A 12,778-nucleotide genomic window follows, 5' to 3' on the forward strand; every position below is an offset into this window, starting at 1 on the left:
GCGGGTTGCCTGGGGGCGGGGGCGCCGAAAATGCATCGCTCATTGTCGGCCTTATCCGTTTTGCGGCGTGCGGGGTCAACGGCCGAGCGACCGGGCGATTCGCGCGGCGAGCGCGACCATGGCCGCATCGTTCAGCTGATCCGCCACCCCGACGAGCCGCCAGCCGGAACCGGCGGCGCGTGCGACCGCCTCGCTCATCGCGGCCAGCGCGATTTGCGCGCGCACGACGCCGGCCGCGTCGACAACGTGCGCGAAGCGCTCCGCCGCGCGGGGCGAGTGAAGAAGCGCACACCCGCCCGCGATCGATGCGAGCACGTCCGGATCGACGGGAATCGTATCGCTGGCGTAGACGATGACGGTCGCCGCAACATCGGCATGGGCGCGGTGCTCGCGTCCGGCCAGATGGAGAAGGCGCGGCAAGCCCGCGGCGCGGGCACGCACCACCGCTTCCACGATGTCGCCATTGCCGGTGACGGCGACGTTCAGTCCCGCTGCGCGCGCCGCTTTCGCCGTCGCGGTCCCGATCGCGATGATGGGCCGTGTGCCGATCGCCGTGATGGCGTCCCCGCCACAATCGACGGCATTGGCGCTGGTCAGCAAGACGGCGTCGAAGCCTTTCAGTGCCGGCAGTGTTGCCTTGATCGGCACGACCGCGAACAGCGGGCAGCGAATGGCGGTCAGCCCTGCGGCGCTCAGCCGCCGCGACGTGGCTGCGTTGCCCGGCTCTGGCCGCAGGACGGCGACGTGCATCTCAGGCAAAGAGGCGGCGGATTGCGGGCGGCGCGCGCTCCAGCAGCGCGCGCCCGACCGCCCGGCCGAGCGCAACCGGATCGGCGCCCTCGGCCTCGGCGGAAACCGAATCCGCGCCGTCTTCGGTCAGGATTTCGGCGCGAAGCTGCATCCCGCCCTTGGAGAGCGTCGCGAGCGCCGCGACCGGCGAATGGCAATCGGCGCCAAGCTCCGCCAGCATCGCGCGCTCGCACATCACACAGCGCAAGGTGTCCGGATCGCCGATCGCAGCGATGAGGGCTGCGGCGCCGCCACCCGCCAGCGTCTCGATCCCGACCGCGCCTTGCGCCGGTGCGGGCAGCATGACGTCGATCGGAATCGAAACGCCCGTATCGCCGCGCCCGAGCCGATCGAGACCGGCGGCGGCGAGCAGCGTCGCATCGACCTCGCCGATCGCCAGCTTGGCGAGCCGCGTATCGACGTTGCCGCGAAAGAGCACGATCTGCAGGTCCGGGCGTAGGCGTAGCAACTGCGCGCGCCGCCGGGGCGAGCTTGTCCCGATGATTGCGCCCTCGCGCAGCGCATCGATCGACTCGGTGCCGATGATCCGGTCACGCACATCGGCGCGGGGCAGCATCGCCGCGATCGCGATGTCGGCGGGACGGACTGTCTCGACATCCTTCATCGAATGGACCGCGCAATCGATCTCGCCGGCGAGCAGCGCGCGGTCAAGTTCCTTGGTCCACAGCGCCTTGCCGCCGATCTCGGCGAGCGCGCGGTCCTGCACCCGGTCGCCCGTCGTCCTTATGACGACGATCTCGATCGCATCGTCGCCCCAGCCATGCGCGGCGATGAGCGCATCGCGCACCATCCCCGCCTGCGTCAGCGCCAGCGGCGATCCGCGCGTCCCGATCCGAAAGCTCTCCACGCCGCCTTCTTGCAACCTTCGACAAGCCCGGGGCAAGCGGTTAGGACGCGGCGATGCTCATCCTCGGCCTGGAATCCTCGTGCGACGAAACCGCCGCGGCGCTCGTGACGGGCGACCGGCAGGTGCTTGCGCATCGCCTGCTCGGCCAGGAAGCCGCGCATCGTCCGTTCGGCGGCGTCGTTCCGGAGATCGCGGCGCGTGCGCATGTCGAGGCGCTGGAGCCGCTCGTCGCAGCCGCGCTGGCTGATGCAGGCGTCACGCTTGCCGATGTCGATGCGGTCGCCGCGACCGCGGGGCCTGGACTCATCGGTGGCGTCATGGTGGGGCTGGTGACCGGCAAGGCACTCGCCCACGCGGCGGGCAAGCCGTTGATCGCGGTCAATCATCTGGAGGGGCACGCGCTCAGCCCGCGGCTCGCCGACCCCGATCTCGATTTCCCCTATCTGCTGCTCCTCGTATCGGGTGGGCACTGCCAGTTGCTGCTCGTCGAAGGGGTCGGCCGCTACCGCCGGCTCGCGACGACGATCGACGATGCGGCGGGCGAGGCCTTCGACAAGACCGCGAAGCTGCTGGGGCTGGGCTTTCCGGGCGGGCCCGCGGTCGAGCGTGCGGCGGCGGCGGGCGATCCGCGCGCGGTGCCGCTGCCGCGCCCGCTCGTCGGATCGGGGGAGCCGCATTTCTCCTTTGCGGGGCTGAAGAGCGCGGTCGCGCGCGCGGTCGGGCAGCATTCGCCCGAAGATCTGGCTGCGTCGTTCCAGCAGGCGGTGGTCGATTGCCTGGTCGATCGCACGCGGATCGCGATCGACAAGGCGGACGGCGTGTCCGCGCTGGTCGTTGCGGGCGGTGTCGCGGCGAACCAAGCGGTGCGCGGGGCGTTGACGACGCTTGCGGGCGAACATGGCCTGCGCTTCGTCGCCCCGCCGCTGTGGCTGTGCACCGACAACGCGGCGATGATCGCCTGGGCCGGCGCCGAGCGGTTCGCCGCAGGCCTGACCGATCCGCTCGACGTGCCGGCGCGCCCGCGCTGGCCGCTCGATCCGGCAGCGGAAACGGTACGCGGGGCGGGGGTGAAGGCATGAAAATCGGTGTCATCGGCGGCGGCGCCTGGGGCACTGCCCTCGCGCAGGTCGCTGCGCGCGGCGGGCAGGACGTGACGCTGTGGGCGCTCGAGCCCGATGTGGTGTCGGCGATCAACGACGTGCACGAAAACATCCTGTTCCTGCGCAACGTGCCGCTGTCGCCGTCGATTCGCGCGACCGGGTCGCTCGGCGAGCTGGCGGGCTGCGATGCGCTGCTCGTCGTCGCACCCGCGCAGCACGTTCGCGCTGTCCTTGCCGAAACCGCGGTCGGCGCGACCCCGCTGGTGCTGTGTGCCAAGGGCATCGAGGCGGGCACGCGGATGCTGGTCGGAGAGGTCGCGGCGCAAATCCACCCGCGCGCGCCGATCGCGGTCCTGTCGGGGCCGACCTTCGCGCACGAAGTCGCAGCCGGACAGCCGACCGCGGTGACGCTCGCCTGCGAAGACGCTGACCTGCAGCGCGCGCTGGCCGATCGCCTTGCCGGCCCCGCGTTTCGCCCCTACGCATCGGACGACGTGATCGGGGCGGAAATCGGCGGCGCGGTGAAGAACGTGCTCGCGATCGCGTGCGGCGTCGTCGAGGGTGCAGGACTTGGCCAGAACGCCCGCGCGGCGCTGATCGCGCGCGGTTTTGCCGAAATGACCCGCTTCGGGCTGTCGCGCGGCGCGCGGGCGGAGACGCTTGCGGGGCTGTCGGGGCTCGGCGATCTGGTGCTTACCTGTTCATCGACCGCCTCGCGCAATTTCTCGCTCGGGGTCGCGCTCGGCCGTGGTGAGCCGGCGGCGATGCATCTCGCCGACCGGCGCACCGTCGCCGAAGGCGCGCTGACGGCGCCTGTCCTGCGCGAGGCGGCGGCGGAGGTGGGGGTCGATATGCCGATCGTCGAGGCGGTCGGGCGCCTGCTGGACGGCGCGCCCGCGCCGGCGGTGATCGATGCGCTGCTGTCGAGGCCCTTGCGCGGCGAAGCCTAGCGCGGTCGCTCTAGCGCAGCACCTGCGCGGCGAGCGCGCCGCAATCGGCGTCGGTCGCGGTCGGGCCCTGCTTGCCGGTGATCGCGCGGCCGATCGCTTTGAAGAAATTGCCCACCGACTTGACCTGCTTCGGCACGATGATGTCGGGCAGCCTGATCGTCCCCGCCATCGTCGCGGAGCCGGGGAGGCGCAGGATGCTGTTGTGCTTGGGCGCGCCGGTCAGGGTAATCGCCAGGCGTTCGTCGGGGAAGCTGATCGTGCCCGTGCCGCGAGACTGACTCTGCGTCGTGTCGAGGATCAGCGGTGAGACGGTGCCGCGCCCACTGCGCATCGGCAGACCTAGGATCACGCAGCGCAAGCCGGCGCGGTCGTCGTCGCCGGCGGTCAGCGCGCGACCGGCATCGAAGCCGAGCGCGCTCGCGATTCTGGCCGGCAGCTGCCCGTCGCGCGCGGCTAGCCCGATACGGCCGTCGGCGCGGCCGATCGCCTCGCGGATGGTGCTGCCACGCCCGGTCAGCACGGCGCGCGCATCGACCCGGCCCGTCACCGATCCGCCGCCGCCGGCCAGCGCGCCGATGCTGCTGCCCGACAGCCGCAGGTCGAGTGCGAGTTTGGGTTCCTTGCGTCCGTCCTGATCGACGACCGCGCGCCCGGTGATCGCGCCCTGCCGCATCGCGATCCCGAGCGGATCGATGGTAAGCCTTTGATGATCGAGGACGAGCGTGCCCTGCATCGCGGTGATCGGCGATTCGCCCTGCCGCTGGACGACGCGGCGCACGCGGAACGTAAACCGCCCGTCGGTCCTGCCGATCTTGGCGAGGTTGATGCGGGTATCGGGCACCAGTCGCGGGCCGATGGCGCGCTCCTTCGCTTCACCTTGCGCGATGCCCTCGTCCGAGGACAGATCGTCGAAATCGAGCACGCCGGCGTCGAAATCGCCGGCCAGCTTCGTGCGGCCATCGACCTTCTCGACCTTCAGCTTGCCGGCGAAGCGCGATCGGCCGACCGTCCCCTCCAGCCGCGGGATCGTCCAGGTTTCGCCGTCGCGCTCGACATGCGCGGAAAGGCCGACCGGCTGGGTGCGGAACAGCCCCGCCTCGATGATCGCGTCGATCAGCTTCAGGTCGCTCGCGCGGGCGGTGACGTCCAGCGTCATCGAATCGGTGTCGAGCGGATGCGCCATCGTGCCTTTCGCCGTCATCGCCAGCGCAGCGCCGTCGATCTTCGCGGTGAACGGCCAGCGGCCGTCGGCCCCGCCGGCTATGGCCGGGCCGGTCGCTTCGATGATGACCGGCGCGCCGCGAACATCGCCTGACCCCGCGATCCGAAAGCCCTGTTTCGTGTCGGAGGCCAGCATCACGCGAAAGCTGCGGCCCTGTTTGGCGTCGCGGTAGAGCACCGTCGTGCCGCGAATGACGAGCGAATCGAGCGGACGCCCGCCCGGTCCCTTGCGGTCGCTCGACTCGCCCCAATTGACCCGGCCGTCCTTCGCCCTGACGAGCGTGAGCGTCGCACGTTCGACCGAGAGTTCGCGCACCTTGAAGCGTCCGCGCAGCAGCGGGAGTGCGAGAAAACCGATCCGCGCGTCGGCGATGCGCGCAAGGTCGCCCTCGCCCGCCCATCGCGCCTGCGGGATGCGGATGTCGGTCACGCGGAGCATGGGATGGAAGCCGAAGCCATCGATCCGCTCCACCCGCCCGATCGTGACGGTGCGGCCGAAGCGGCGCGACAGCCGATCCTCGATCATTCCCTTGAGCATGCCCCAGGGAAAGGCCGCGAGCAGCATCAACAGTGCCGCGATAATGCCCGCGACGATCGCCGCGCTCCAGCGGACGCGCTTGTCGGAAAGGATCGCGGCTGTCCTCATCCACGCGGAGACGAACGGAGCGGAAATTCGTTCCGGGGGCGTTACGCCGTCAGAAATCGACCGCGATTCCCTTCAGCATCCAGTCGCCATATCGGGTCGGGTCCTGACCCAGCGGATCGGCAGATTTCGCGGGCTTTGCGGCGGGTTTCGGGACCGGCGGATTGTCCGAGAGATAGGCCGGTGGTTTGACGGTATCGGGTCGCTTGCCCATATGCGCGCCTTTTTCTTGTCAGGTCAGGCTCGCCAGATCGGCGTGAAAGCGCCAAGGATCAAGGGATGATGACGAAGACGCCGGGCGGACAGCGCCCGCCAGAACCGCTCGGCACCGCGACTCGCCGGGCGGCGCTGCGCCTGCTCGACGCGGTGCTCCGCCGCGGCGATCCGCTCGAGGCGGCGCTCGCGAATGCGACGCGTGCGCTGCACGGTGGACCCGATCGTGGGCTCGCCCATGCCATTGCGGCGGAAACGCTGCGGCGCTTGCCGGATCTCGACGTGCTGATTGATTCGGCGACGAAGCAGCGCCTGCCCGACGACGCCAAGGCGCGCTTTGCGCTGCGTATCGCGCTCGTCCAGGTGCTCGCGCTCGGCACGCCCCCCCACGCCGCGATCGCGACGGTGCTGCCGCTGGTCGATGGCGGACCCAAGCGACTGGTCCACGGCGTCTTCGGCACGCTAATGCGCCAGGGAGCGGCGCTTGCCGAAATACCGACGCTGCCAGCCGACACTGCGGCACGTTGGCGAGCGGCCTGGGGCGAAGACGCCGTCGTCGCGGCGGCGCGGGCGATCGCGGCACCGCCGCCGCTCGATCTGTCGCTCGTCGCCGACGATGCGGCGCCCGGCGGCGAATCGCTTGCGCCGCGCCACACCCGGATCGAGGACGCCGCCCCGGTGCCCGATCTGCCGGGGTTCGCCGAAGGGCGCTGGTGGGTGCAGGACCTCGCTGCGTCGATCCCGGCGCGGCTGCTCGGCGAAGGGCAGGGCCGCGTGCTCGATCTGTGCGCGGCGCCGGGCGGCAAGACGCTCCAGCTCGCGGCGGCGGGTTGGGACGTCACTGCGCTCGACATATCCGAAAGTCGTCTCGCGCGACTTCGCGACAACCTCGCGCGCACTTCGCTTGCGGCGACGATCGTGCGCGCCGATGCGCTCGACTGGTCGCCAAAGGCGCCGTTCGATGCGGTGCTGATCGACGCGCCGTGCAGCGCGACCGGAATCTTCCGCCGCCACCCCGACGTGCTGTACCGCGTCCGCCCGAGCGTGATTGCGGAAATGGCCGATCTCCAGCGGCGAATCCTGGCGCGCGCAGCGGACTGGGTGCGGCCCGGCGGCACGCTGATCTATGCGACGTGCTCGCTGGAGCCTGAGGAGGGCGAGGCGCAGCTCGCCGCGTTCCTTGCCGAGCGGACCGACTACCATGTGACACCCGCAACCGCGCGGGAGCTGCCGGTAGGTATCGCCCCTCGCGACGACGGCACTGTTCGCACCCTGCCAGGCACGCTCGCCGAGAAAGGCGGATGCGACGGCTTCTTCATCGCACGGCTTACCCGCGCTTCCGCCTGAGCGCCGACTTCGCTAGGGACAGCGCCATGCAGCAGCCAGTCCGTATCGCCCCCTCCATCCTCTCCGCCGATTTCGCGAAACTGGGCGAGGAGGTGCGCGCGATCGACGCGGCGGGCGCCGACTGGATCCATGTCGACGTTATGGACGGCCATTTCGTCCCCAACATCACGATCGGCCCGGCGGTGGTGAAGGCGCTGCGCCCGCACACGACGAAGCCGCTCGACGTGCATCTCATGATCGCGCCGGTCGATCCCTATCTCGATGCCTTTGCCGAGGCCGGCGCCGACACGATCAGCATCCATGTCGAGGCCGGGCCGCACACCCATCGCAGTCTCCAGCACATCCGCTCGCTCGGCAAGCGCGCGGGGGTCGTGCTGACCCCGCAGACCCCGGCCAAGGCGCTCGATTATCTGATCGAGGCGGTCGATCTGGTGCTGGTGATGAGCGTCAATCCCGGTTTCGGCGGGCAGAGCTTCATCGAGAGTTCGCTGCGCAAGATCGAAAGTGTGCGCACGATGATCGACAAGGGCGGTTACATCGTCGATCTCGAGGTCGATGGCGGCATCGACGCCACGACCGCACCACGCGCCATTGCCGCGGGCGCCGACGCGCTGGTGGCGGGCACCGCGACTTTCCGTGGCGGGCCGGACTGCTATGCCGCCAATATCCGCGCGCTGCGGGGATCGTGAAGGACGACGCATCGACACCCGGCACCGACGGGGTCGAGGAAGGCAAGCGGCTGATCCGCATCGGCGGGGATAAGGGGCTGAGCCTCGCCGATCGCCTGTCCGAACGATTCCACAGACTGACCTGGCGCACGCCGCTCCACACCATGCGGCTGAAAGGGCGGTATCCGCTGAAGCTCATCGCGGTGCCCGACGATCCGATCTTCGGCGACGTCGCGCGCGGCCACGCACTTCTCGACGGAATGCTCAGCTATCGCGGCACGCGTGTCGATGTGGAGACGCTCGACTTCGCCAGGCTCGCGGCGCCGACGCCGATGGCCGAGTATATCCACAGCTTTGCGTGGCTGCGCGACCTCTCCTCGGTGGCGACACGGGCGCAAGGCGCGCCGATCGCCGAGGCGCTGATGGCGGCATGGCTGGCGGTGCACGGCGAGAAGGTCACGCCGCTCGCCTGGCGCGCCGACCTGTGGGGGCGCCGGCTGTTGTTCTGGATGGGGCACGCGCCGCTGATCCTGTCCTCGACCGACCTCATCTACCGGTCGAAGGTGCTCAACACCCTCGCGCGCGGCGCGCGGCATGTCGAGCGTGGGGCGGACAAGGCGCCCGCCGGCGCGCCGCGGATTGCCGCGTGGTGCGGGGTCATCGCGGCGGGTCTGCTGATTCCCGGCGGCGATCCGCGCCGGGCGCTGGGCGAGGCGGGACTGGCGCGCGCGATCGCGAGCGGTATCCACGACGATGGCGGCGTGGTCAGCCGCGCGCCGGCGGCGCTCCTGGACGTCATCGCGCTGCTCACCCAGCTGCGCGAGGTCTATGACGCGCGGCGGCTGGAGATGCCGGAGGCGGCGCGCGTCGCGCTGGCGCGAATGGTGCCCGCGCTGCTCGGGGTCGCGCACGCCGACAAGGCGCTGTCGAGCTGGCAGGGCGGCGGACCGCTGCCCGCAGATCGCGTCCAGCAGATCGTCGAGGCGAGCGGCATCCGCTCGCGTCCGCTGCGCCAGGCGCGCGACTGGGGCTATCAGCGGCTCGCCGCGGGCAGCGCGGTCGCGATCATGGACGCCGCCCCGCCGCCGGTCGCGCGCGTCGTCGAGGGCGGGTGCGCATCCACGCTGGCGTTCGAGTTCTCCGACGGGCCGGCGCGGATGATCGTCAATTGCGGCGGCGCGCGCGATCATGTCGCGCAATTGCCGCAGGCGATCGCGGAAGGGCTGCGGACGACCGCTGCGCATTCGACGCTGACGCTCGCCGATACCAATTCGACCGCGATCCACGCCGACGGCACGCTCGGGCGCGGGGTCGCCGAGGTCGAGCTCAGCCGGCAGGAGTCGGATGTGGCGAGCCGGATCGAGGCGAGCCATGACGGCTATGTCCGCCGTTTCGGCTTCCGGCATCGCCGGCAGTTGCTGCTGACCGCCGACGGCAAGGAATTGCGCGGCGAGGATTCGCTGCTGCCCGATGGGCGCAAACGGCGGACGGTGGAGACGCCATTCGCCATCCGTTTCCACCTCGGGCGCGGGGTGCAGGCATCGGCGACCGCGGACGGCATGGCCGCGATCCTGCGCCTCGCGGGCGGTGGCCTGTGGCAATTCCGCTGCCGCGGGGGCGCGCTGGCGCTTGAGGATAGCGTGTGGATCGACGGCGAGGGGCGGCCTGTCGCGACGCAGCAACTCGTCATCACCGGGCAGGCGGCAGCCGGCGGCGCCGCGATCAGCTGGGCCTTGAAGCGCGCGGCGTGAGGCGTCAAGGGGGCGGCACCCTGCCATCCCCGGAGTTCCATCGATGACCGCGATCCCGATTCGCCGCGCCCTCCTGTCGGTATCCGACAAGACGGGGATCGCCGAACTGGGGCAGGCGCTCGCGAGGTCCGGGGTGGAACTCGTCTCGACCGGAGGCACGGCCAAGGCCCTGCGCGAGGCGGGGCTGACTGTCAGCGACGTGAGCGATCTCACCGGCTTTCCCGAGATGATGGACGGACGGGTGAAGACGCTCCATCCCAAGGTTCACGGCGGGCTGCTGGCGGTGCGCGATGACCCCGCGCACGCCGCCGCGATGGAAGAGCACGATATCGACGCGATCGATCTCGTCGTCGTCAATCTCTATCCGTTCGAGGCGACGGTCGCGAAGGGTGCGAGACGCGACGAAGTGATCGAGAATATCGATATCGGTGGCCCCAGCATGGTGCGCTCGGCCGCGAAGAACCACGCCTATGTGACGATCGTCACCGATCCGCGCGACTATGCCGAACTGATCGCGGCGCTGGAGAATGAGGGCGGCGCGACGAGCCTCGACTTCCGCCAAAGCTGCGCGGCGAAGGCGTTCGCGGCGACCGCTGCCTATGACGGCGCGATCGCATCGTGGTTCGCTTTCGCGGACCAGAATGAGCGCTTTCCGGCGACGCTGCCGATCACGCTGAAGCGCGCCGGCGACGAGCTTCGCTATGGCGAGAATCCGCATCAGGCTGCTGCCTTCTACGCCGCGACCGCTCCGGAGGCACGCGGGATCGGCCAGGCCGAACAGGTGCAGGGCAAGGCGCTCAGCTACAACAACCTGAACGATGCCGATGCCGCGCTCGAGCTGGTCAGCGAATTCCGCGACGCAGAGCCGACCGTGGTGATCGTCAAGCACGCCAATCCCTGCGGCGTCGCGACCGCGGCGACGATCGAGGACGCCTATGCGCAAGCCTTCGCGTGCGACACCGTGTCTGCGTTCGGCGGAATCATCGCCCTCAACCGTGCGCTCGACCAGGCGACCGCGCGGGCGATCGCTGCGATCTTTACCGAGGTCGTGGTGGCGCCGGACGCCGATGAGGGCGCGCGTGCGGTGTTCGCCGCGAAGAAGAACCTGCGGCTATTGCTGACGGGGGAATTGCCCGACCCTGCGCGAGACGGCCTCGCCGCGAAGTCGATCGCCGGCGGATGGCTGGTCCAGTCGCGCGATAACGGCCGGCTCGGCGATCTGAAGGTCGTGACCAGGCGCCAGCCGACCGCGCAGGAGCTCGCCGATTGCCGCTTCGCCTGGACCGTCGCCAAGCACGTCAAGTCGAACGCGATCGTCTACGCCAGGGACGGCGCGACCGCGGGGATCGGCGCGGGGCAGATGAACCGGCTGGAATCGGCGCGGATCGCAGCATGGAAGGCAAAGGACGCGGCTGACAAGGCCGGCTGGGCCGAGCCGCGCACGATCGGATCGGCGGTCGCATCGGATGCGTTCTTCCCCTTCGCCGACGGGCTGCTCGCGGCGGTGGAAGCCGGCGCCACCGCGGTGATCCAGCCGGGCGGCTCGATTCGCGACGACGAGGTGATCGCGGCAGCGGACGAGGCGGGCCTCGCGATGGTCTTCACCGGGATGCGCCACTTCCGGCATTGACGCGACGACATGCTTTCAGGCGGTCGATGGGGTTCTACCGCGTCAGTCCGCCCTCGTTCGGCAACGTCGCCTGCTCGGCGTTCGGCACCGTGCCGAACAGCGCGCGGTCGGCGGGGCTGAACGCCCATTTCCACAGCACGAACAGATAGGTCGCCGCGATCGCCGGTTCGCCGATCAACAGCTCCGCCCACTCGTAACGCTTGGGGAGTAAGGTAAAGGCGGTGCCGACGACGATTGCCGCGAGCGCGGCCCAGACGATCGGCCAGCGTAAGGGCGACACCGGCGCGCGCAGGATGCGACCAAGCAGCCGCGCCTTGACCACGGACGTGAGTGCAAGGCTGATCATCAGCGCGAGCGCCGGACCCGCCGCCTGATAATTGGGCGGCCACCCGGCACGCCGCATCCCGAAGATCAGCGCGAAGCTGAGCGCGACCTGCACGCCGAGCATCGTCGCCGAGATCATCAGATTACGGTGGCGCGCGGTGTAGACGAGCGCGGTTTCGCAAACCGCACCCGTTGAGGCGAGCACCTCGGCGATCAGCAGGAAGGCGAGGGCCGCGGTGCCAGCGACGAACTGCGGCCCGACGACGCCCATCACCGCCTCGCCCGGGATCGATCCCATCAACGCGAGCCCGCCCTGCGCTGCGATGATCCAGAACGCGACCTGGCGGACCTGCGTCGCGATGGCGGCGCGGTCGTCGATCGCAAGGCTGCGGGTGATGACCGGGCCGAGGATCGGATCGAAGCTCGTCTTCAGCTTCTGCGGCAGCGACGCGACCTGCTGCGCCATGTAATAGATGCCGACGACCTTGGGCGCGAAAAGCAGACCGAGGATGAAGCGATCGACGTTGCGCGATCCCCATTCCAGCGCATCGGCGCCCGCAAGCGGCATGTTGCGCCGGGCGAGCGCGAAGAGCTGGCGGAACTGCGGCGACCACCCGTGCGGCAGGCCATAGCTGCGCACGAACGGCACGATCGACGCGATCAACGCCGCCGTCATCGACGCGACGTAAGACAGGACGAGCCCGTCGCGGATCGTGAAGAAAGAGAACGCATAGGCCGCGATCGAGATCGTCCACGGCTCCACGACCGCACGCGCCGTCACCGCCGCCTTCACGTTCAGGCGATAGGCCAGTGCGGCGAGGCTGACATCGGACCAGGCTATCGCGACGATGATGAGCGACAGATAGCGGTCGAGCCCCGTGACCGCGGTGTTGGTGTACATGATCTGCGGAAACGCCCACAGCACCGCGCTGGCGCTGATCGCGACGACGAAGGCGACCGCCATCGCGTCCCAAACGACATGCACGTGCGGCCGGTCGGTGGTGCTGAGCGCCTGCGCAAGCCCGCGCTTCAGCCCGAGCGTAGCGACAAGCGCGGCGAGTTCCACCACCACCACCGCGATGGCGAACCGCCCGACGAGATCGGGACCGTAGAGGCGCCCTGCGATGAACAGGAACGGGATGCGTGCAGCAAGCCGCAGCACGAACCCCGCGATGTTGGTGCGCCCGCCCCTGGCGAGTTGGGCGATTTCCTCGGTGGAATCAGCCACGCGCCTTTCCTCTCCCTTTCAGGGAGGGTTGCGAGCCGTCCCCCGA

At 70.0% G+C, this 12,778-nt stretch carries 11 protein-coding genes; 6 read left to right on the top strand and 5 right to left on the bottom strand.

Annotation, left to right across the window (positions count from 1 at the left end; translation table 11 throughout):
• Positions 1-75: 75 nt before the first annotated feature.
• Both BOS5A_RS02265 and hemC read right to left on the bottom strand, forming a co-directional pair.
• Positions 76-750, bottom strand: a complete 675-nt coding sequence (locus BOS5A_RS02265) for a uroporphyrinogen-III synthase (RefSeq protein WP_151954453.1) — start codon at positions 748-750, stop codon at positions 76-78.
• Position 751: 1 nt separating this feature from the next.
• A complete protein-coding gene (gene hemC, locus BOS5A_RS02270) occupies positions 752-1,600 on the bottom strand; it encodes a hydroxymethylbilane synthase (protein WP_234419237.1) in 849 nt (282 codons plus the stop codon).
• Positions 1,601-1,710: 110 nt separating this feature from the next.
• Between hemC and tsaD the strand changes: the two genes are divergently transcribed.
• Positions 1,711-2,736 carry a tRNA (adenosine(37)-N6)-threonylcarbamoyltransferase complex transferase subunit TsaD gene (gene tsaD, locus BOS5A_RS02275; RefSeq protein WP_151953607.1) on the top strand — a complete coding sequence of 342 codons (1,026 nt, stop codon included), beginning with the start codon at positions 1,711-1,713 and terminating at the stop codon, positions 2,734-2,736.
• On the top strand, positions 2,733-3,707 hold the full coding sequence (locus tag BOS5A_RS02280; protein WP_151953608.1) for an NAD(P)H-dependent glycerol-3-phosphate dehydrogenase: 975 nt from the start codon (positions 2,733-2,735) through the stop codon (positions 3,705-3,707). Before tsaD ends, BOS5A_RS02280 begins: the two co-directional genes overlap by 4 nt.
• 10 nt (positions 3,708-3,717) lie before the next feature.
• Here BOS5A_RS02280 and BOS5A_RS02285 read toward each other — a convergent pair whose 3' ends face one another.
• Together BOS5A_RS02285 and BOS5A_RS02290 are read right to left on the bottom strand one after the other, a co-directional pair.
• The gene (locus tag BOS5A_RS02285; protein WP_151953609.1) at positions 3,718-5,574 is read right to left on the bottom strand and encodes an AsmA family protein; all 1,857 of its coding nucleotides are present in this window, start codon (positions 5,572-5,574) and stop codon (positions 3,718-3,720) included.
• Positions 5,575-5,623: 49 nt separating this feature from the next.
• Complete coding sequence (locus tag BOS5A_RS02290; RefSeq protein ID WP_151953610.1) at positions 5,624-5,785, bottom strand: DUF1674 domain-containing protein; 162 nt, start codon at positions 5,783-5,785, stop codon at positions 5,624-5,626.
• A gap of 65 nt (positions 5,786-5,850) precedes the next feature.
• On the opposite strand from BOS5A_RS02290, the gene BOS5A_RS02295 reads away from it, so the two are divergent.
• From BOS5A_RS02295 to purH, 4 genes are read left to right on the top strand one after another with little or no spacing between them, the layout of a single operon-like run.
• Complete coding sequence (locus BOS5A_RS02295) at positions 5,851-7,131, top strand: RsmB/NOP family class I SAM-dependent RNA methyltransferase (RefSeq protein ID WP_442800494.1); 1,281 nt, start codon at positions 5,851-5,853, stop codon at positions 7,129-7,131.
• A gap of 26 nt (positions 7,132-7,157) precedes the next feature.
• The gene (gene rpe, locus BOS5A_RS02300; protein ID WP_151953612.1) at positions 7,158-7,820 is read left to right on the top strand and encodes a ribulose-phosphate 3-epimerase; all 663 of its coding nucleotides are present in this window, start codon (positions 7,158-7,160) and stop codon (positions 7,818-7,820) included.
• A complete protein-coding gene (locus BOS5A_RS02305) occupies positions 7,817-9,550 on the top strand; it encodes a heparinase II/III family protein (protein WP_234419163.1) in 1,734 nt (577 codons plus the stop codon). Before rpe ends, BOS5A_RS02305 begins: the two co-directional genes overlap by 4 nt.
• Positions 9,551-9,593: 43 nt before the next feature.
• Positions 9,594-11,180 (top strand): bifunctional phosphoribosylaminoimidazolecarboxamide formyltransferase/IMP cyclohydrolase, encoded by a 1,587-nt coding sequence (gene purH / locus BOS5A_RS02310; protein WP_151953613.1) that lies wholly within the window; start codon positions 9,594-9,596, stop codon positions 11,178-11,180.
• A gap of 34 nt (positions 11,181-11,214) precedes the next feature.
• On the opposite strand, the gene BOS5A_RS02315 is transcribed toward purH, so the two are convergent.
• Positions 11,215-12,732, bottom strand: coding sequence for a lipopolysaccharide biosynthesis protein (locus BOS5A_RS02315; RefSeq protein ID WP_151953614.1), 1,518 nt, complete (start codon positions 12,730-12,732; stop codon positions 11,215-11,217).
• Between the last annotated feature and the right edge of the window lie 46 nt (positions 12,733-12,778).

It is taken from the genome of Sphingomonas sp. EC-HK361 (genome assembly GCF_902498785.1).
Lineage (GTDB): Bacteria > Pseudomonadota > Alphaproteobacteria > Sphingomonadales > Sphingomonadaceae > Sphingomonas.